Source organism: Psychrobacter sp. T6-1 (genome assembly GCF_052258445.1).
The window spans coordinates 1-21,423 of sequence record NZ_JBQQFC010000020.1 but is presented as its reverse complement, the minus strand read 5'-3'; the positions used below and the strand labels follow the sequence as shown (position 1 = coordinate 21,423).

General features: G+C 44.8%; 19 protein-coding genes and 1 pseudogene. 3 read left to right on the top strand and 17 right to left on the bottom strand.

Annotation, left to right across the window (positions count from 1 at the left end; translation table 11 throughout):
• From ACTXGO_RS02715 to ACTXGO_RS02695, 5 genes are all read right to left on the bottom strand, one after another.
• Positions 1–162: HpcH/HpaI aldolase/citrate lyase family protein (locus ACTXGO_RS02715; protein ID WP_443573303.1), on the bottom strand; the 162-nt coding region annotated here is incomplete at its 3' end.
• Between the two features lie 161 nt (positions 163–323).
• Positions 324–1,487: a cysteine protease StiP domain-containing protein gene (locus tag ACTXGO_RS02710; RefSeq protein ID WP_443543429.1), complete on the bottom strand. Its 1,164-nt coding sequence runs from the start codon at positions 1,485–1,487 to the stop codon at positions 324–326.
• Positions 1,488–1,538: 51 nt separating this feature from the next.
• On the bottom strand, positions 1,539–2,360 hold the full coding sequence (locus ACTXGO_RS02705) for an HAD hydrolase family protein (RefSeq protein WP_443573302.1): 822 nt from the start codon (positions 2,358–2,360) through the stop codon (positions 1,539–1,541).
• 98 nt (positions 2,361–2,458) lie between these two features.
• Positions 2,459–3,721: a phosphoribosyltransferase domain-containing protein gene (locus ACTXGO_RS02700; protein WP_443543427.1), complete on the bottom strand. Its 1,263-nt coding sequence runs from the start codon at positions 3,719–3,721 to the stop codon at positions 2,459–2,461.
• 241 nt (positions 3,722–3,962) lie between these two features.
• Positions 3,963–5,015 (bottom strand): S1 family peptidase, encoded by a 1,053-nt coding sequence (locus ACTXGO_RS02695; protein WP_443543423.1) that lies wholly within the window; start codon positions 5,013–5,015, stop codon positions 3,963–3,965.
• A 343-nt stretch (positions 5,016–5,358) separates the two neighbouring features.
• On the opposite strand from ACTXGO_RS02695, the gene ACTXGO_RS02690 reads away from it, so the two are divergent.
• Entirely contained in the window at positions 5,359–6,558 is a 1,200-nt protein-coding gene (locus ACTXGO_RS02690; RefSeq protein WP_435949278.1) for a sugar transporter, read from the top strand.
• Positions 6,559–6,621: 63 nt separating this feature from the next.
• Here ACTXGO_RS02690 and ACTXGO_RS02685 read toward each other — a convergent pair whose 3' ends face one another.
• A complete protein-coding gene (locus tag ACTXGO_RS02685; protein ID WP_443573301.1) occupies positions 6,622–7,767 on the bottom strand; it encodes an ATP-grasp domain-containing protein in 1,146 nt (381 codons plus the stop codon).
• A gap of 151 nt (positions 7,768–7,918) precedes the next feature.
• On the opposite strand from ACTXGO_RS02685, the gene ACTXGO_RS02680 reads away from it, so the two are divergent.
• The gene (locus tag ACTXGO_RS02680; protein WP_443543419.1) at positions 7,919–9,196 is read left to right on the top strand and encodes a TerD family protein; all 1,278 of its coding nucleotides are present in this window, start codon (positions 7,919–7,921) and stop codon (positions 9,194–9,196) included.
• Between the two features lie 115 nt (positions 9,197–9,311).
• Here the strand turns inward: ACTXGO_RS02680 and ACTXGO_RS02675 are convergent, their stop codons facing one another.
• The 11 genes from ACTXGO_RS02675 to queC all read right to left on the bottom strand — a co-directional run bounded on the left by ACTXGO_RS02675 (position 9,312) and on the right by queC (position 21,179).
• Positions 9,312–9,920 (bottom strand): TerD family protein, encoded by a 609-nt coding sequence (locus tag ACTXGO_RS02675; RefSeq protein ID WP_317198564.1) that lies wholly within the window; start codon positions 9,918–9,920, stop codon positions 9,312–9,314.
• Positions 9,921–9,995: 75 nt separating this feature from the next.
• The gene (locus ACTXGO_RS02670; RefSeq protein WP_317198563.1) at positions 9,996–10,748 is read right to left on the bottom strand and encodes a TIGR00266 family protein; all 753 of its coding nucleotides are present in this window, start codon (positions 10,746–10,748) and stop codon (positions 9,996–9,998) included.
• Positions 10,749–10,909: 161 nt separating this feature from the next.
• Positions 10,910–11,485 (bottom strand): TerD family protein, encoded by a 576-nt coding sequence (locus ACTXGO_RS02665; protein WP_317198562.1) that lies wholly within the window; start codon positions 11,483–11,485, stop codon positions 10,910–10,912.
• A 335-nt stretch (positions 11,486–11,820) separates the two neighbouring features.
• Positions 11,821–12,921 carry a DUF475 domain-containing protein gene (locus tag ACTXGO_RS02660; RefSeq protein WP_317198561.1) on the bottom strand — a complete coding sequence of 367 codons (1,101 nt, stop codon included), beginning with the start codon at positions 12,919–12,921 and terminating at the stop codon, positions 11,821–11,823.
• A 373-nt stretch (positions 12,922–13,294) separates the two neighbouring features.
• A complete protein-coding gene (locus ACTXGO_RS02655; RefSeq protein WP_317198560.1) occupies positions 13,295–13,870 on the bottom strand; it encodes a TerD family protein in 576 nt (191 codons plus the stop codon).
• A gap of 128 nt (positions 13,871–13,998) precedes the next feature.
• A complete protein-coding gene (gene rlmKL, locus ACTXGO_RS02650) occupies positions 13,999–16,293 on the bottom strand; it encodes a bifunctional 23S rRNA (guanine(2069)-N(7))-methyltransferase RlmK/23S rRNA (guanine(2445)-N(2))-methyltransferase RlmL (RefSeq protein WP_443543416.1) in 2,295 nt (764 codons plus the stop codon).
• Positions 16,294–16,450: 157 nt separating this feature from the next.
• Positions 16,451–17,638 carry a mechanosensitive ion channel family protein gene (locus ACTXGO_RS02645; protein WP_443543414.1) on the bottom strand — a complete coding sequence of 396 codons (1,188 nt, stop codon included), beginning with the start codon at positions 17,636–17,638 and terminating at the stop codon, positions 16,451–16,453.
• Positions 17,639–17,754: 116 nt separating this feature from the next.
• Positions 17,755–19,248 carry a dihydrolipoyl dehydrogenase gene (locus tag ACTXGO_RS02640; protein ID WP_443543412.1) on the bottom strand — a complete coding sequence of 498 codons (1,494 nt, stop codon included), beginning with the start codon at positions 19,246–19,248 and terminating at the stop codon, positions 17,755–17,757.
• Between the two features lie 67 nt (positions 19,249–19,315).
• Positions 19,316–19,813, bottom strand: a complete 498-nt coding sequence (locus ACTXGO_RS02635) for a peroxiredoxin (RefSeq protein WP_443543410.1) — start codon at positions 19,811–19,813, stop codon at positions 19,316–19,318.
• A 147-nt stretch (positions 19,814–19,960) separates the two neighbouring features.
• Positions 19,961–20,290 (bottom strand): hypothetical protein, encoded by a 330-nt coding sequence (locus ACTXGO_RS02630; protein ID WP_443543408.1) that lies wholly within the window; start codon positions 20,288–20,290, stop codon positions 19,961–19,963.
• Between the two features lie 151 nt (positions 20,291–20,441).
• Positions 20,442–21,179, bottom strand: coding sequence for a 7-cyano-7-deazaguanine synthase QueC (queC, locus tag ACTXGO_RS02625; RefSeq protein ID WP_443543406.1), 738 nt, complete (start codon positions 21,177–21,179; stop codon positions 20,442–20,444).
• 120 nt (positions 21,180–21,299) lie between these two features.
• Here queC and ACTXGO_RS02620 point away from each other — a divergent pair.
• Positions 21,300–21,423 (top strand): annotated as a pseudogene (locus tag ACTXGO_RS02620) (tRNA 2-thiocytidine(32) synthetase TtcA); the annotation flags it as partial.

The following is a 21,423-nucleotide window of genomic DNA, read 5'->3' as shown; positions in this document are numbered from 1 at the left end:
CTCGACATCATTGTGGCTGACCGCATCCTCAAGGCAGATGATAATACTGTTAATCGTCGGTAACTTATCGCGCTTAATCACTTGCCAAATATCCTCACGAGTGGCTGGCATATATAGGCTAGCACCCAACTGATAAGGATGGTAAGTGATCGGCTTAATCATATCGTGACGCTCAGTGATCAGATGCGTATAGGACTGAGTATGGCTATAAATATTTGATTCGTTGTTTGACGTATCTGACATAGTAGGCATCATAAATAAGTGAGTATAAAATTTTAATAGACAGGATTTATCAAGGACTAGGTCGTTAAATGCTAATCTTTTTAGCTACGCTGCTTGATCAAAGTAATGGCTTGATAAGGCAATATTTTATCACCTAAAACGTTAATAGTGATATCGCGATCGTCGCATAAATGCCTTAATAAGACCGTATCCCGATGATCGGTGCTCGCCAGCAAAATGCGCTCAGGATCACGGCGTAATATCGCTCGTGTCGCTTCGGCAATGGTCGGTTTGATACGATTGCGATTAGTAATATGATAATCCGCCGCTATTTTATCTATAAGCCGAGCAGTCTGGTAGCGTGGCTGCTTAAAAGTTGGCAAACGTTGCAAGGGCTTCGTCAATGCGCGGCGCGCGGCATCACTATGATCGACGAAGGCTAAGCTATGATCTACCTCTACTAAGTTATCATAAAATACACTGCGATGTAGTCCCGATTGTGGCTCGGTATACAGGCTACGCGATATCAGTCCTGACACCGTACTATTTAGCAGACCTGATGGAATGAGCCAGTCCTCCTCGCTCGCCGCAAGCCAAGCGACACCTGCTGGGTCAGCAAGTGTCAGCAGGGGAATAACGTCTTTTCCTTGATGAAAAATAGTAGCAAAATGAGGATGACTGCTATCGTTAAATGGCTGAAGGCTACGTGCCAACTCCTGATAAATCGCGCCTTTGCCTGTCCAGCCATCGACAAATACGATAGGACTGTTTGGATGAGCATCTAATATCATCTGCATAGCGATAGGATCCAGGCCGCGATCACGAATGATGCTAATGCCATAATGCACACTGGGCAAGTTATAGTCGCTATCGCTATCGTCTGATAGGGCACGCTGCAATAACACGCCAATCGGCAAACCTGCCCGCACTAAGCTGATCAGTACCAGCGGATGCTCATTATCGACTGTCTGCACAAAGATATCGTGCAATGTATAAGCCAAATTAGCAATATCTGTCGCCGTTCTATCTGTACCTTGCGCTAATGCCTGCTGGTATAATTGCTCGTGCATCGCCGTTGGTGCTTGCTCTAGAGTCAACATGTCCGAATAATGACGCTGCCCGCTTTGAATCAGCGCCTCTTTTTGTTGAGTAGGCACATCGGCAACCGCATCTTTATCGACGATGTCGAGCAGTACGGTGACGTCAGAAGATAGGTAGCTGCCTGAGCCGTATTTATCTAATCTTTGTATATTATGATGGGTCATAAAGATGTTTTACTTGTATAAGCGATTGTTATTAATATTCTAAAATCAAACTTACTTGCGACTAGTATGGTCATGCATTTGACCATGATTGGGCATGCCGTACCAGTCAAGCAATTGTAGAAAGGGTAAATCTGCTAAGCTATCACCAAAACCAAAACTTGGACGTTTGACATCTAAATGCTGGTCTAATAAAAACTGCACCGCGTGACGCTTATGCACCGCATGTGGCAGTATCGCAAGATTATTAGCGTTCACATGGACATAAAAGTGTCGCTCAAAACCACGTATGAGTGTAGGCAATTTTTTAGCCAATTCTTTTAGCGCTTGATGGTCTTTTTTTGCGTGCTTTATCGCTAGATAGATGGTTAATTCTTTGTTACTAGAACCAGTACTAAAGCTGTCGATATGCGGCGTAAATACCAGATGACTGTTCTCATTTTTGCTATGAGTTGCAAATAGCTGGCTGAGTTGGTGAAGCTTGTCTTGCAAAGGACTTAGCTGCTGATACATATGCTGCTGCCACGCGCTCAAAAGCTTACCATCATTGGTCAAAACAATCGCGCCATGAGTCAGCACTTGCCAGCTGTCAAAAGGCAGTTTAACGCGTTTAATCTCGTCTCGATCGCGTGCAGTGACGACTATCAATTCAGTGCTCGCAAGGAGCCAATTAAAAAAGCTCGCTTGACGCTGGCTCATAAAACTTAACGGCTCGCCTTGTTTATTTACCGTGGCGCAGACTAAGCTCTCAGATTTAGCCGTTGGCAAGTCCCAAGCGTCGATCTTACGCTGCGTTTGAAATAGCGTATCGTCTAAATCCATGAGCGCGTAGGGTTTGATGATTTCGGGGTTGGTCTGGAAGAAAGGGGTGGTCATAAAAGTGTCCGTTAATGAAGTATAAAGTTAAAAAAGCTGGTCGCGTAACCCACCTTTTCGTAAGTTTAAACGGTGGGTTACGCTTCGCTAACCACACCCTAGGCTAAATCTAGACTTCCATCATCACAACCTACCACCAAAACATTATCTAAACCTTGCCACATATCATCCACACTATCAGCAGCCGTTTCCACGCACAATACAATCAAATCCCAATCGCTAGGCTCGACATTATAAGCAAAATTAGTCATGCCCAATCCATAATTGTCATGAAAACTGATCATGGTAGTAATCGCACCACCGAGTGCGATAGGCGAGCGCGTTAAGGCGCTAAACTTCACTTTATTCTGTGAGTCAGTATTTTGCTCAAGCCATTCTGCCAATAAAAACGGCAACCACACAAACTCATTACTACCGAGTACTAAAATCCGCGCAGGCAACTGTGCTTTATCAAACGTCGCTCGTCCACTAAAACGGGTAAATGAGGACTGAAACCCTGCAAGATAATCAGCAAAGCCATCGGTACTATCGAGTGTCGGAAAGCGTCCCCAATTGCCAGTATTACCCAACGGCTGCGAGCCTGCTTCTGTGGTATCTACCGAAGGCATAACGATAGGTTCAGGATTGGGTGCATCCGTCCATTGCCACGCCCCAGACAATAGATGATGACGCTGAAAGTCGATATCAGGCAAACGAGTAGAGATGTAGTCATCAGCATCAGGTGCCTCTTGATTGAGTGACCAATCCACCAAAGTCGTTAGATGCACTTGTTCTAACTGGCTTAGACCAGAGTGACGTAGAGCGGTCACCACGTTAACGCAAGTATTACCCGTTGAGGCTTCGTCATCGACCATAATCAAGGTCTTGCTGGCGAGTAGCTGCTCTTGAGTGATTCTATCAGAGCTTTGATAAATGAGATGCTGGCTGGCGTGACTATGATCTTCGCTAAACGTCGTCAGCAAAGTCTCCTTATTATCATCGCTATGCTGGGCATGACGCGTAGAGTTTAGTAGTAGCGCGTTAGGGTAGCGCGTTTGTAGCGCTTGATGAACGCCTGCCGACAGTCCCACGGCAGTCTCCGCCATACCTATGACCAAAATGGGTTCAGGCAGATCGTTAGGCACTAAACTTGCCAAATGCGTAAAAGCAGTGCGCATGGTACTAGGCGCGACAGGAATATGCCGACCTAAGACTTTTGAGACAAACAAAAAAGCACGTTTGGGATTGATACGCTGCGCAAACCCAAGTAAGTCTTCTAATTGACAAGGGGTATTATTATCTAGTGCGCTATTGGTTTGATAAGTTAAATTCAAGGTACCGCGAGGTAGGGTGATGCTCGTACTGTGTTGCTGATTTGGCATTCATATTCCTTGGTGTTTCTAATTTTCGATATTTAGTAACGTTATAATTTTATATAAGTGTAAAGGGATTTTAACCCTGACAACCCACCAGCCATAGCGCACTGCGGCTTTGTTTGCTTAGTTGTGGTGTGCTCAACGTTGAGGTTGATACAGAGTGTGAGTTATTCAAACTAATACCAGCGCTGGCAAGCAGGGCAGATAATAACTGAAATTTCACTGCATAGTTCATATTTTGTGCCTGTTAATGAACGAGGCTGGCTGTCACCATACCGATGACCTCGCCTGTTGGCAATAATAAGGGACTACCACTAGAGCCAGGTTGGATAGGCGCGGTAAATTGCATATAGCGGATATCATCGCCAAACCCTGTCAACCCCGAGATACAACCTTGGGTCACTTGCAACTGACTACTGACGCCTGATAGCGGAAAGCCTAAGGTGGTAATGGTCTCGCCTAATATATCTGAGCACTGCTGGGCAAGTGGTAGATGGCTCGGTAGTGGCTCGCAAACTTTAATGATAGCTGAATCACTACCGATGTCGCTCATCACCACTTGCGCCTCGCGGTCAGGCTGCCCTTGCTGACGGATACCTATCATCGCTGCCGACTCAATGACATGATAGCAGGTCAGTAGATGATAGGAATCAATCGCGAACGCTGTACCCGTCCACGTCTCGCCAGGGGTGACATGACGCGGTGGGCGCGATTCATTATTGCGCTGGTCTCGTTGCTGCTGCTGCGCGGATTGAATGAGCGCATGAGTATCTGGCAGGCGAGTATCTAAGCTCACCTGCACGCGCTGCTCTAGGCTCGCTAGCCCTTGGGTTGAGCTCTCACCCAGCGCCCTGCACTTAAACTGACCATTACGCTGATAAATCTCTAATATTATAGCGGCTTTGACATGACGCTCATTGGCTACAAATTCATAATGAATAGCACTATCATTCAAAGTCAGACTGATAGTGTCTAATTCAACCGCTGGTAAATCTAAACTCGGCTCGTAGTAAGTATAAGCAATGAGTTGCAAGTAGCTCACGTTTTGCGTCTCAAACAATTTTGGCAAATCAAGTTGCCATGCGCTTGGGTTGTTAGCATCATCTAGCTGCACCCAGTCTTTGGGCGCGTGTAGATAGGCGGGACTACAAGCAGCTTTTCGTCTGTCATCTAAAGGCAACCAAAGCAGACCGAGCTGCTGACCAAATGTAAGCGAATTATTGGCTGTAAAAGCGACTAAGCAGTTGGGTTGCTCAATAACCGTATTTGCGCCTAACACTAGCGTCGTCTGTGCGCTCATCGCTTACCCTCTGCTTGAGTTTTTGTCATGGGCTTAGTCCCTAAATTTACCCTTATAAATATACAGTTATGTTGTGCATAAGCGTATCTATTCTAACGGTTTTTGCAGAGAATTGGAGGGCAAAGATATTTTGATGAACTTAATCAATTACCGTGAACATAAGTCTGATAGATAATTAAAAAACAATGTACTAGAATATGCCGCTGAACGAAACTGGATTTAAAAGTAGAGCTATATTACTGCAAATTGGTGAGCATTACTCTTTACTCATATTTCCTAGGTCCTAGCACTCATTCTTGGGTCAGCCGTGCTATCTGAGCACTTTTTTATAGTAGTCAGTGATATGGAAAATAACTTTGAGGTGGATTCAGTATCTCGCCGCACGCAGTACTTTCGAGTGATCTTGATGGGTGTCAGCGCTTTTGTGATTAATACTACAGAATTTGTCCCTGTAGCACTGCTCAGCGATATCGCCAAAGACTTTTCGATTACAGCCGCTGAGACTGGCTGGATGTTGACGCTGTACGCTTGGGTCGTCGCTCTTATGTCATTGCCTCTGATGCTATTGACCAGTAGGTTTGAGCGTAAGCGCTTGCTACTGGCTATATTTGTAGTCTTTATTGCCAGTCATGCTTTATCTGTATTTGCATGGAGTTTTCAGGTTCTCTTGGTGAGCCGAGTAGGGATTGCCTTTTCGCACGCGATATTTTGGTCCATCACTGCAGCGATAACGCTGCGAGTAGCGCCTGAGGGCAAGCGAGCATTAGCGCTTAGTATATTGGCTACAGGGACGTCTTTAGCGCTGGTATTAGGCGTGCCTATAGGGCGTATATTAGGTCAATGGTTTGGCTGGCGTACCACCTTTGCAGGTATCGGAATCATCGCTTTTATCGTGTTTGTGCTACAAGCAAAGCTGCTGCCCACATTGCCCAGTATGTTTAACGGCTCCTTTAGAAAAATTCCAGAACTGCTTAATAATCCTTTGTTGGTCAGCCTTTATTTATTCTGCTTTATCATCTTTACCGCAGATTATGCCGCTTATACTTATATCGAACCTTTTTTAAATCGGGTCGGCGCGATGAGTGAGAACTTAGTGACGCTTATTTTATTATTATTTGGCGGCGCAGGACTCATCGGCAGTTATATATTTAGTCGCTGGAGTGACAGATCGAGCACGACCATGATGCTAGCATCCACGGTGCTCATAATAGGCGCAATGCTACTCATGTCATGGACGGCAACGTCGATATGGTTATTTGGCATAGTCACCATAGTTTGGGGTACCGCCATGATACTGCTGATGTTGACCATCCAATCCAAAGTGATAGAAATCGATATTAACGCTCAAGACATGGTGATGGCGATGTTCTCTGGCATCATCAACTTAGGGATAGGTACGGGTGCATTGCTAGGCGGTTACGCAGTCACCTATATCTCACTCTCAAGCGTGGGTTACGTCGGCGCTGCTATTGCTGTGTTAGCGCTGCTACTCGTTATCGTTATGATCAAGCGGTTTCCTGAATTACGTGCCAACAACCATTAAATCATTACCTATGATAAAGGCGCATCTTATTATAGGTAATGACCCAGAATAAAAACGACCTTACTATAGTGCTTGCTCTTCTATCTTCACACTGGTCATAATCGAGCGTACCTGACAAGGTGTGATTTCTTTGACGATATCCTCAAGTTTGGGCTTGTCCGTGAGTCCAAGCCAATAACCAAATCCCACTTGCGTCAGATCGACGCCGCTATGAGCCGTATAACCGATACCACCTGAGGGTCGCGAGTTGATCTCAAGGACGCGGTGCAGGCCTTCATCATCAGCTTTGGTCTGTACGCTGACGATACCGTCGCAGCCAAAGGCTTTAATCAGCGGAACGACAACCTCCATAACCGGCTTCTCATAACCAATGTGCTGAACTTTTCCCGTCTTATGGCGGGTGATGGCGGCCAAGACTTCGCCATACTCACAAACCACGTCGATAGAGTACTCTTGTCCTGGTAAAAAAGGCATAAGCAGCATAGGAATAGGGCGCTCTTTTACCATTTGACTATTGGTATAAGCACTTATAAATTGCTGTGTATTTATTTTTTTGGCTTCGGTAAAGTACAAGTGCTCAAAGCTATCGTAGGTCTCATCTGACGCTTTGCTAGAGTCAAGCCGCCAAAATCCTTGGGCAAAGATACCTGTGACTGGCTTTACGCATAGCGGCTGATGACTATGCTGGGCCAGCAGGGCTTTTAGCTCAGCGGTAGTATCAAACCGCCAAGCGTCTGCTACGGGGATATTATGAGCATGACATTGCTGCATAAAGGCAAACTTATCATCGATAGACTCTAAGGCGTCAACGCTCGTTGCGCCCGTCAATAGACGAATACCAGCAGCGCTAAAGGTATCACGGTGCGCTTCATAATCGATACCATTGCGACCCGTGAGGAGCACCTTTACCTTTTGTTGTTGAGCTTGCTCTAATACAAACTGCCAACGCGGCATAGTAGGCTCAGCTTCAACAGGGTTATCTGTCAATGACTCATCATCGCTGATACTTAAATGGGGCTCTCGATAAATACTATCTGCACATTCAAATATCTCAGGTCTATTATGACGATGTGAAGCGATTACATGAAATGGTGTGTTAGATGTTGCTTTGAGAGCTTGCAAGCTTGCGAGCATATCGCGCTGGCTTGACTGTCCTTCTGCAAGCCAAACACTGGCTATATCTGTAGTAGTACGAGTGTCGCTGGGCATAATTAATCCAATGAATCGGTGATGAATATCAGCATTATTATATACACTGTCATAAGCTATAAATACCATAATCGAGCATTAAAAAGCTGATGGCATCCATGCTACTATAGGGCAATCAGACTACACTATTATAGACAATCAAGGATTATTCATGAGCCAAACCCAAGTCCAACAACTGGTTGCTGGTGCCAATGCGCCACTGCCAACTGATAATATTAGCATCCGTATTTTGAGTCAAAACGCGATTGATTGCGCCGCTTACCGCTTAACGAGCGAGGGCAAGGTGCGCGGCGATGGCGATATGATATTTTATGGGCAGACCCGCAGCGATGATGGTAGCGTGAGCTTTCGCGGTCACGACAGCGATGGATTCTTTGATATTAATCTGCCAGCGCAGCCTGCAACTATAGATAAGATTGCTCTGGCGTTCTCAAGTGCGCAGACGTTGGCACAGATCGGCGATGTCGACATCCAAGTATTGCAAGGCAGTCAAGTGCTATTAACGAGTCAGTTGAGCGCGAGCGGTCGCAATGAAAAAGCGATTATCTTAGCAGAATGTTATCGTCGTCAAGGCAGCTGGAAGTTTCGCTTTATCGCTCAAGGATTTGAGGGCGGCCTAAAACCTTTGTCCGAGCATTTCGGCGTTGAAATCAGCGATGATGCACCTGTGCAAGCACAAAGCCAGAACCAGTCTATCAATACCCAAAAGCCTATCAATACCCAAAAGCCTATCAATACCCAAAAGGCAGGTAGCACTCAAACCAGTACACCGCCGCCGATTCCCGCTAGTCCTTCAATTAACCTTAGCAAAATCACCTTAACCAAGAATCAATCCAGTATTAATCTAAAAAAACGCGACGATTTTGGCAAAATATCAGTCAACTTAAATTGGAATCAGCGCCCAGACACCGCTAAGCAAGCGCCCAAAAAAGGGCTGCTGGGTGATCTGTTTAAGCAGCATAAATCAGGTGGTATTGATCTTGACGTTGGCGCAATGATTCATCTCAAAAACGGTGAGAAAACGTTAATCCAAGCCTTGGGCAATCGTTTTGGTAGTTTGCAGTCTGCGCCTTATGTCCTATTGCGTGCTGATGATAGAACCGGACAAGTGAGCGGCGGCGAGTGGCTCGATATCAATGGTCAGCAGTGGGCGCAAATCGAAGAGGTATTTATCTTTGCCTTCATTTATGAGGGCGCGCCAAACTGGGCACAAACAGACGGGGTCGTAACCATTCATGTGCCTGATCAGCCGCCAATCGAGACCAGATTAACTGAAGGCTCAAATAACTCGCCAATGTGCGCCATTGCTCGCTTGGTCAATCAGCAGGGCAGTATCAATGTTGAGCGTATCAACCAATACTTTAAAGGTCATCAAGAGATGGACAAGGCTTTTAATTGGGGCTTTAGCTGGAAGCGGGGGAGTAAGTAAGCGCTTTAGCATAAGTAAAGCAATAGCATGATAAACCAGTCCACATTAACAAAAACCGCCTAACGATTAACGCTGGGCGGTTTTTTGACTCTAATAAATCTTTAAATAAATAGTACTAAGCATGCGGCGTGATAGCTGGCATCAAGTCATGAAAAGTGCGACCAGAGGCCGTCTCGCCAATGGCGTGCATTTTCCACTCATTATTATGACGATAAACCTTTGCCATAATCATCGCCGTATGTGTCCCTTGTGATGATAAGTTGTAGCGTGCGACCTCAGTATTGTTATTGGCGTTTACGATACGGCAAAAGGCATTCTCTACCGTCTCGAACGTTTGACCGGTAAAGCTATTGACAGTAAATACGAGAGAGACCACATTAGCTGGCACACGTGCAAGATCAACATTGATGACTTCATCATCGCCGTCGCCATCGCCTGTGCGGTTATCGCCCGTGTGCACGATACTGCCGTCTTTTGACTGTAATTGGCTAAACCAGATGGCATCGACCGCTTGCTTATTACTATCGAACATAATGCATGACGCATCCAAATCGATAGAGTCGCCGCCACTACCGCCGCCAAACAACTTACCTAAGAAGCCGCCTTTTTTATCCTGAGGACCTTGAAATACATCCCAGCCAAGACCTAGCTTGACTTTGGTAAGCTCGCCGCCTGCTTCTTTACTTAGAGAGATCTTTTGACCTTTTTGTAGACTAACTGCCATGTCGTTATCCTTATAATAGGTGTGCGTGGAATAAATCGCGAATAAGCAAAGATTTATTTGAATATAAAAAATAGGTTATAAAATATTATCTAAAAATCCACCGCCGCCGCCGCGTCCACCTGAGCTACTACCCAAGATGCTTTGTAGCCAGCCTTGATAGCTGTCGCGATTACGCGAGCATATGATGACTTTTCCTGAGCCTGAAAAGTTAAGTACCATGCCCTCGCCACTAGTGACTGAATTGATAATATTGCTCATGATGCCTTTTTTCTTGCTCGTTGAGACCGAGAGTTTGTACTCAAGGTTTGAGTCCCAGCAGACCACATGACCATTATCAATAATCACGTCTTTGTCAGGTGTGACCTCAATTTCAAACAAGGAGCCAAAACCTGAAACGACAACTTGGCCTTTGCCTTGCGTTTGCATGACCATAAAGCCGCCGGTATCTCCAAACACGGCGCCGCCAAGGTTACGTTGAATATTGGCTCTAATATCGACACCTGTTTGTGCAGCGACAAAAGCGCCATCACTTAACGTATATTGCTGCGCGCCGACATCGATAATTTGCATGTCACCGTCAAGGGTAGGGGCTAGCAAACAATCGCCTTCCCCGCCTGTGGCCTCAATCTGCTGTTGAAACAGGGATTCGTCATTGGCAAAGCGGCGCATAAGCGACTGCATAAGGCCGCCTTGCAATTTACCTTTGAGCTCAAGGTTGGACTCCATCATCACCATAGCATTGGCTTCGCAATAAATTGAATCACCCTTTTTTAGATTACAATGCAAAAAGGGTTCAATAGTACCAATTAAGCTAAATGTCGCCGCCATGAGTTGCCAATCCTTATGCTGATAATTTTGATGTGTGCCTTAAAGCTAAAGTATAAATATTAAACCCTAAATAATTTTAAAGCTACCAAACACGTAAAGAGACGTCCTTGATAGCTTATAAAATAGTTATTCTAAAGAATTAGAATATCAGAGAGCCGCGACTAAACATTAACGCCATAAGAAGACGCTAATGGTCCAAGACCACCGCTAAAGCCTTGACCAACGGCGCGGAATTTCCAATCGCCGCTGTGACGATAGAGCTCACCAAAGATCATCGCCGTCTCAGTGCTACCATCTTCTGATAAGTCATAACGGGCAATCTCGCTATTACCATTGTCATTAACGATACGAATATACGCTTCGCCGACTTGACCAAAGTTCTGATTACGGCTTTGACCTTCATAAATAATAGCACATAGTGCAACTTTGCTCACATCAGCAGGAATGCTGGCTAGATTGACTTTGATTTGCTCATCATCACCGTCGCCTTCACCTGTACGGTTGTCACCTGTGTGCTCAACCGCGCCATTATCTGACTTTAAGTTATTAAAAAAGATAAAGTCCTGATCATTACGTACTTTGCCCGACTCGCCAACCAAAAATCCGATAGCATCTAAGTCAAACTCTTGACCGTCGGTGGCACGTGGATCCCAGCCCAAACCAACAGTAATGTTCGTGAGGCCCGGTGCTTCTTTTGATAAGTTTACGTTGCCGCCTTTTGATAAGCTAATAGCCATAAAATTGTCCTTTGGTTTTATAATTAAAGTGAGATAGAACACACGACGCTAGATAATTTTGAACTCTCGTATTTATCCTTCAATCTAATTGCTTACATTTAGATCATATAAGAACGTCAAAACTGCGTGTGGTTACGTTTTACTATACTAATCCCATAGCGAGTAAGCAAGGCGAATTTTGTCTATACGCTATATGTTTACTAAGACACACTACACTTGTAACTTAACGATACTTCTGCACATTAAAAATACTGCTATTTGACTTTTGCCCTAAGTTTAGAGTAAAAAAATAGGTTATATCAACGGTGTCGATATAACCTATTATTAATACTTTGCTAATCCAGCTGCCGAATCTTTGGATCAGCATCGTCAGCAGGGTTTAGCAGAGCCTCCATCTTACGATGCTTAAGCGAGGCTAGCAGCGCCCAACCAATAAAGGCAATACCGATAAGACCAGTGATCAGCTCTGGCACATGGAACTTGACGGACAGTAGCATGATAACAGCGAGCGCACCGATAGCATAGTGAGCGCCGTGCTCAAGATAGATAAACTCATCAAGCGTGCCTTTATCGACCAAAAAGATCGTCATTGAACGTACAAACATCGCACCAATGGCCAGACCTAACATAATGACGATAACGTCGTTGGTAATTGCAAAGGCGCCAATCACACCGTCAAAACTAAATGAGGCATCGAGCACTTCTAGATATAAGAAACCGATAATACCGCCGCGCATGATAGCGCTAGTCGCTTGACCGGTACTATTGCCTTGCTCATCTAGCTCCTCTTCAAGATCACCTTCTAGCATTCCAGAGATAACTTGAACGCCCAAATAGACCAAAATACCCCAAACTCCTGCGATCAATACTGCAGCCGCTTGCGTCTCTGCTGCAAAGGATACGGCAATCATTAACACAATTAGCGCCACAAAGACACTCATCGCATCGACTTTACCTAGCTTTGCAAGGCGGCTCTCAAGCCACTCAAACCAATGAATGTCCTTGTCATCGAAGACAAAGTTTAAAAATACCAGAAGCAAGAAGATACCACCAAAGGCTGAAATCTCAGCATGATGCGCCATCAAGCGAGCTGAGTACTCTTCAGGATTGTTCAATGCCAAATCAATAACTTGCATCATACCCAAGTCAGCAGTCACTGCGACGATAACGATAGGGAAGACCAGACGCATACCAAAGACGGCGATCAAAATACCGATGGTCAAGAAGATCATCTTCCAAAACTCATCCCAGCCTTTGAGCACTGAGGCGTTAACGACCGCGTTATCAAAAGATAACGAGATCTCCATCACCGCCAAAATAGCAGTAATCGATAGCGTAGCGATTAGCCCGCCGATACCACCATGTGAATATCCCCACCAAGCGGCTACTGCCAAGGCAATAGCGGTGAAGATAAAATCTAAATAAAAATGTCTCATGACACATCCTGTCTGATTGTACAGTGCAATATAAAAATCAAGTGGCTAAGTACGTGCCTTTTAAAGACACACACTATAAAAAGGTAGCTGTTATAAGCCACCTCAAAGATAGTTTAAATAGCGTCTCTAAACATGCAGTGTTTAAGTAAAAGCCATTATATAGCGTTTAATAATGAATACTAATAATGATGTCGACGCTACGTTCTAAATCTAGCTATATGTATTGTGGCAAAATGCCAAATATAAAGTGCCTGACCTTATATTTGGCAAGTCGTTACACAAAAATACGATAACAAGTGCGATCAGTAATAGACCATAACTTGATATCGTATAAAGACCAGCAGCTAGATTAAATAACTATTGATAAGCTATACTAGATATCAACACCGTACTGCTGACACATAGCTTGCAAGCCACCTGAATAGCCTTGACCGACGGCGCGAAACTTCCATTCGCCATTGTGACGATACACTTCACCAAATACCATCGCGGTTTCGACAGAATAGTCCTCTGCTAAGTCAAAACGAACCACTTCAGTGCCGCTCTCTTCATTAACGACGCGGATAAAAGCATTGGCAACTTGACCGAAGTTCTGACTACGAGCAGCAGCGTCATGAATAGTCACAGTCACTACCACCTTGTCGACGTCGCTTGGTACTTGGGTCAGATTGACTTTAACCACTTCATCATCGCCATCACCTTCGCCTGTGCGATTATCGCCAGTGTGTTCGACTGCGCCATTGTCAGATTTGAGCTGATTATAAAAGATAAAGTCATGATCACCGCGTACTTTGCCCGCCGTATTTAATAAAAACACGCTAGCATCAAGATCGAATTCGGCACCAGAGGTCGCGCGCTCGTCCCAGCCAAGACCAATCAGCAATTTGGTTAGATTGGGATCAGTTTTGGTGAGCGATAAATTACCGCCTTTATTTAATGATAAAGCCATAGTGGCATCCTTTTTATTAGAATAAATGTATTTACTGACATCGAATCAATATCATCATAATTCAGTAACGCTCTATCATAACAACAAAAAAAGGGCGAATCAAAGCAGCATTAACGGTGTTTTGGTTATCAGCGCTGACGTATCTCAAAGCTTTGATGGATAGGTTTTTTGATATTAAAATCAAAGCCAATGGTCTGATGCGTGATATCTGTAATGTCATAGCGCTCAAGCAACTGCTCGTCCAATTCAAAACGGGTAAAGTTGTTTGAGAAGTAGAGCACACCATCAGCAGTCAAACGATTCATCGCGCGATTGATCAAGGCAGCATGATCACGCTGGACATCAAAGGTGCCTTGAAACTTTTTAGAATTAGAAAAAGTCGGCGGATCGATAAAGATAACGTCAAACTGCTCAGTATTGTCTTTGATCCACTCAAAAATATCGGCAGCGACAAAGGCGTATTTACTACCGCTCAAGTCTAAGCCATTCAGTGCAAAGTTTTGCTTACCCCAATCGAGATAATTTTGTGACAGATCGACGCTGGTGACTTTTTTGGCACCTGCAAGCGCAGCGTGGACGCTGGCAGTACAAGTATAGGCAAACAAATTGAGCACCGATTTGCCGCGACTATTAGCCTTAATACGCGCGCGCATATTACGGTGATCGATAAACAAGCCGGTATCGAGGTAGTCGGTAAAGTTGACATAAAAATAAGCGTCGTCTTCACGTACGATATAGAACTTACCTTTTTTCTCAGTAGTGGCCTGTTTGCTGTATTGATCGTTGCCAGATTGACGGGCGCGAGTCTTGATAAAAACTTGCTCACGGTTGATATTAAGCACCTCACGAATACCCATTAGCGCAAGATTAAAGCGTTTTTTAGCGGTTTCTGGTGGTATGGTTTTGGGCGGCGCATACTCTTGTACGTGCGCGTAATCGCCGTAGAGGTCGATGGCGACTTTGAAATCTGGCAGATCAGCATCGTAGACGCGCACATTACTAACGTTATCTTTTTTAGCGAGTTTTTTGAGTTTGCTCAGATTTTTTTGCAAGCGATTGATAAAGTCTTGACCTTCTTCGACATCGATTTCGCGCTTCTCAAACTGTTTGACCAGATTACCTGCTTGCGCTGCAATCAGTTTGCCGTAGCGAAAATAAACGGTGATTGCACCATTATGACAGCGTAGAGTTTGCGGCTCTTTGATCGGTAAAATATCGACTTGCTCGACATTGGCGGCCAAAATACCGAGCATAGGATCAACACCGCTACCTGCGAAGCTATCTTGGATAATGAGTCCTAATGATTGGTACAGCGGTCTTATCATATCCTCTTCACCTAAGCGCTCGCCATAGGGCGGGTTAGTGATAATTAGAGGATTGCTCAAGCGACCATCTTGCGCCATAGGACGTAGCGTGCTTTTGAGCTGATTCAGCGCCTGCGTCTCGATATCGAGTAGGGGCAGCAAGTCTTGAAGACCTGCTGCAATTACATTTTTTTCGGTGGCGATAATAGCGCCTGCATCCGCATCAAACCCTAAGATAAGCGGCAAGGTATCAGGCTGCTCAAGGGCAATAGCTAGCGCCTCGCAATGACGAGTTTGCGCCTCATCTATCATCGCCTGCCATAGCGTCTCATCATGATGCTGCCACTCATAAAAGCCAAACTGATTCGCTGCTTTGTCAATGCCGACTGCGTAATCACAATGCATGAGCAGGGCTTCGATAATAAAAGTACCCGAGCCGCACATAGGATCTACAAGAGCGTTATAGAAAGGCGTACCATCGTTGTTTTTTTGGTGCCAGCCTGCACTATAGAGTAGAGCGGCGGCCAAGTTTTCTTTGAGCGGGGCGTCGGTCATAGCGACGCGATAGCCGCGGCGGTGCAAGCTAGTACCAGATAGATCTAGATACAGCTCAGCTTGCTTATCATTAACAGTTGCAAATATCGCAAAATCTGGGTTTTTGCTATCGACGTTAGGACGACTCTCAAAAGCTTCATTAAAGGTGTCGGCAATGGCGTCTTTAACCCGCAGCATCGCAAATTGCTGGCTGACGGCTACGCGCTTATCAACAGACAGGCGAATAGCAAAGGTCTGCTCTAAGCTAAATTGCTCAGTCCAATTGACGGACTTGGCGAGGCTATATAGCTGCTCAGCGACATCGTATTCAGTATTGATGTTTTTGCGCTTAATGAGCATAAGCACTCTAGACGCCACACGCGACCACAGACAAATAGTGTAGAGGTCACGTAGCGTACCCGTTACCGTCAGACGCCCAGTGCTTTTGATATCGCTTGCAATACCGAAGCTATCAAGCTCAGTTTGCAGCGGCGTCTCAAGGCCATCGGCACAGGTAATGATAAAATCGTAAGATAGCTCCGTTGATGCTACTGGAATGGAGGCGGGCGCGGTTGGTTCGGTCATACAGATACCTGGCTAAAAAAGCGAATCAAAGAATAATAAGATAACCGACGATTTTATCACACATCAAGCGTTATCGCTTAAGAGTAGTTGTTAAAGCAAATTTACAACACGACTTTTTAGAAAAAAAGGAGTGGATGTAACATCAGATACTCTAAGCCTACTTACTATCTTTGGTTAAAGACACATCAGGCTCTATAGATTGCGTCGTTGTCGCAAAAGGCTTGGTCGGGATAGGGTAGTCAACGTCTTTTGGCATGAGCAGACGCATGTGCGGATAAGGGGTTGAGATACCAGCGGCATCAAAAGCATTTTTAATATGCTCTTGCATGTCCTCTTTAATCTTGGGCATGCGGGCGACTGAGGCGGGTTTGACCCAAAAGCGCACGATAAAAAACACGCCATATTCGCCAACTTCAGCTACAGTCGCTGAGGGTTCAGGACGCGAGAGTACCACTTCTGTGTCGGTAAGTACCCCAAGTATTTGCTCACGTGCCTGACTGATATCATCTTCAAAAGCGATACGCACGCGCACGTTAAAGCGCACAAAGTTCTTGGAGGTCAAATTGGTGACCTCAGAGGAGGCCATGTTGGAATTGGGAATAATTACAGTGATATTGTCACGAGTCAAAATATGCGTCGTGCGCAGGGCTATGACCACTACGCGTCCCTCATTGCCATTGATATTGATCCAATCGCCGACCTGAAAGGATTGCTCAAGCAAAATAGTAATACCCGCGATAAAGTTGGCAAGCGTAGACTGCGCGGCGAAACCAACTGCCAAACCGACAATCCCTAAACCTGCAACCAGTGAGACAATATCAAAACCAAACTGCGCCATGACGCTGGCTAGACCCAGCACCAGCAAGATGACGGATAATATATTTTTGAGAAGCTGCTCAATGGAGGCATTTAGCCCATAATGCTGAAGCACTCTATGAATAATTTGACCTGATGAGGTCCAGAGTACGTAATAAATACCCGCCCAAATGCAAGCCTTAGCAGTGGCTTTTACGGTAGCAGGTTCAAAATTAATCTGACTCATAATAGCAATGAGACTTGCCACAATCCAGATATAGCGCAGTACTGAGCGCATGATTTTTTCGCGGCGATCACTTAGGTGAATGCGCTCTTTATTATGCTTGATTAAGTAGATAAGCAGCCAATAAAAAAACCCCAATACCGCAAGCAGTATTAGGATTTTGATACCAGTGCTGACCAGATCAACGACTTGAGAGGACCAATCAAGAGAGTCCTCCTCTACCGAGCCACCAATTGCTAAATACAAGCTGGTATAGAGATCACGCAATATCTCCTTAAAAAAATCAGCAATACCAGCGAATGTCATTGTTTTATACAAGCCTTGTTAAGTCGTGAGCTACTGGTTTTAGAGCAGTAAATGAATGAGTCATTACCAGTTAGTCTCAAACTAAGTTATTTGTATACTCATTATACTGTCAAAGACTAAGAGTTATCCTTATGAGTGTCAAGAGCCTGGTAAGGAATATCCATCTGGTGTTGAACATCGCGTAGTGCTGTGCGTAGTCCTTCCAAAATAGTAGGGTGATAAAAAGGTGCATCTAGCAGCTGCTTTACCGTGATGCGATTGGTAATCGCTGTAGCTAATATGTGACCTATGTATTCTGCATCCGGACCTACCATGCTTGCACCCAATACTTTGTCTGTCTTTTTACAGCCGTAAATATGCAAAAGACCACAGTTAACACCCATAATGCGGCTACGCCCTTGATTGTCGAAGCTGGCTTTACCTATGACGTACTCAAGCTCTGGACTCTCTTCTATTTCTGGTATAGACATGCCCACACTTAGAATCTGAGGCGCGGTAAAAATGATGGATAAAAGAGGAGATGATGGGCGAATGTAGGCATCACTTTTATTATCACAGGCAATACTGCCAGCACTATAACCTTCATCACTAGCGACATGCAAAAAGGGTTGATGGACATTAGCGTCGCCAACGATGTAAACCTGAAGATCGCCAATCTGACCTGTATGTGTGTCGAGGTCTTTAGGTCTATTTTTTTCGTCTAATTCAACGCCGAGATTCTCAACTCCTAGCTGTTTAATGTTATTACTTCGCCCTGTTGCGACCAGTACATAATCGCCTTGCCAATGACCTTCATTACCATCTTTGTCAGTATATTTGATAGAGGCGACTAATTGCTTGTTGTCATCGACCTCACTATCAATTTCTGTAATTTTGCTACCAAGTTTCATATCAAGATCAGTACTTAAACAATCAATAGCTTTTGCATTAATCTTTTTGTCTTTTAGACCAGCCACGCCGTCATTACGGTTAAACAAAGTAATAGCAACGCCTAAACGACTAAAAGCATGAGCAAGCTCTAAACCTACTGCGCCTGCGCCAATGACGGCAATCGAATCAGGCAAGTCTGACAACTCAAACACGGTGTCAGAAGTCAGTAACGTATCGCCAAGCTTGTCCGCCCAGCCCTCAGGTATAAACGGCTTACTCCCTGTTGCAACGATGATTTTGTCAGATTTAATGAGCTCGTCATTGACTTCAATGAGACCATCTTTATTGATATGCGCGCGTCCTGCTATTTTTTTATCATCAGGCCAGCTATCGACTTGTTTTTCAAGAAAGCTCTCAAAGTGACTACGCTCTGCTTGAACGCGTGCCATCACCTGTTTGCCGTTGATAGTCACGTCACTATGAATTCCAAACTCTTCAGAGTACTTGGCTTCATGGGCGCGCTCTGCCGCTGCAATGAGTAGTTTACTTGGCATGCAGCCTACAGTGACGCAAGTCGTTGTCCAGTAGCCTTCATTAATAATGACTGTATTTTTGATATCTTTGTTGGCTTGACGAAAAGCATTCTGTCCCGCTGTGCCTGCACCGATAACGGCGACTTTAACTTCGCGAGTAATGTCTTTTTTGCTTGAGTTTTCGTTAGTCGTTGAGTCGTTATTCATAATAGTCCTAGATAAGTAATTTTTATTTTAATGACATAAGTGTTTTAGTTTTGAGATATCTAAAGCTCTAAGGGGTTAGAGTATCCAATAATCTATCGGTATAGCCTTTGGCACGTAGATTGCGCTGCGCGTGAGTCAGGTCACCTTGCTTATCAAAGATAAAGGCCGATCGCACCAGCCCCATAGTCTTTTTGCCATACATGTTTTTTTCTTTGATAACATCAAAGTACTGGCATAGTCTCTCGTCAGTATCGCTAATGAGCGGGATATGCAGGTCATGCTTGTCGATAAAGCTTTCGTGAGAGTCAACGCTATCATGAGAGACACCAATAATACTATAGCCTAGATCTTCAAAGGTGCTCACATGAGTTGTAAACTCAGTGGCTTGCAAGGTGCAGCCTGGCGTATTGTCTTTGGGGTAAAAATAAAGTATCAGTCCTTTGTCTGTATGCGCGCTCAGCTCTTTTAGACTAATGTTATCCTCAATAAAGTGACCATCAAGCTTACGTACTAAGGTGACAGGAAAGTCTGGTAACTCGATCGTCTCTGAAGTTGGTTTTGCCATAATAGATCTACCTTTTTTGTTGTAGTTTGCTTATCGCATATCAGTCTTACACTTTGCTTAGATATTGGCAACGGCTAGCAACAAAAAAAGACTGGTAGTGACCAGTCTTTTATAAATCTTTACTTAAGCTCAAATAGCAAATATAAACTATGCAGGTTTTTGCGGTGACTTGAGATCTAAACCTGTCGTACATTGTTGCAAATCTCTCTGCATTTTTTTGACATAAGGTAGGCCTGAGGGATCTTTTTTGTCCATGGCATAGCTTTCAATCTCCCACATCTGACCGATCGTCATATTGCTGCGCACACCAATAGTGCAATTACACAGCTTAGTCGCAGTGCTTTTATCAGCAACTTTATATTTGACTGCGCCATTGACACAGGTATTGATATTGTCCTGCTTGATATTAGTTGCGTTCGCTTGTGGAATAGCCACAAGACCGAGCAGGGCTAAGGGTAGTACGTGCAACACCTTCATAATAATCCTTTAATTAACAACAAACGTCATCATAAGATAGCAATTATAGGGCATAAATAAAACCGTAGGCGTGCTGTCATGATGCAATCAAATGTTACGCTTTTATGCACAAGCTTCGTCTATAAGATAGGCTCTGCAACCGTTGTTATCATCATCGATAGTATGTAGGATCAACTGCACCTGCTTGAGCGAACCCCTGACGGCGTAGCACGCAGCTGTCGCAAACACCACAAGCGCGGCCTTGGGCATCGGCTTGATAACAAGATATGGTTTGAGCATAGTCAACGCCAAGTGATAATCCAAGCTCGATCGTTTGCGCTTTGGAGAGCTGTTGCAGTGGGGTTTGAATGCTCAAGTGATGGCCTGTGACGCCCGCTTTGGTCGCAAGATTCGCCATGGTTTCAAACGCGGCAATATATTCAGGGCGACAATCTGGATAGCCTGAATAATCAACCGAGCTGACCCCGATGACGATATGATTGGCATCAGCGACTTCAGCGACGGCTAAAGCGTAGGATAAAAATATAGTATTGCGCGCTGGCACGTAAGTATTTGGAATCGCGTCATTATCGATCTCATCACGTTTTTTGTGGGAGAAGGTATCAGTATCGCCATCTGGTACGATCATGCTGTGATCCGTAAGCGAGGAGCCGCCAAGTTGCGCAATATCGATATCGATGACGCGGTGATCGACTCCAGCCGTTTGCGCAATAGACTTTGCTGCGACAAGCTCGCTATTATGACGCTGACCGTAGTTGAAACTGACGGCGGTCACACTAGCATAACGTGCCTTTGCCCAATACAGGCAGGTCACAGAATCTAGGCCGCCCGATAGTAGGACAACGGCATTTTGTGCGCTATCGATAGTATTAGAAGTGGAGTCAGTCATAAGCCTCTCATTATATTGCGTAACGTCTAGTCTCACGTGTGACGCTTGCTACTAGAAGTAATATTTGCGAATAAAGCGCGCTATTTTAGCAAATTTACCGTCAAGATATAAGCATAGTATAATGATATGCTACGCGACTGGGATGACGCACATCTACAGCGCTTGGCCTCGATATTTAAAGCCATGCAAAATGTAGCCCCGTCACAGCTGGCAGATCGAGAACTGTTTGATTTTGAAGGACTAA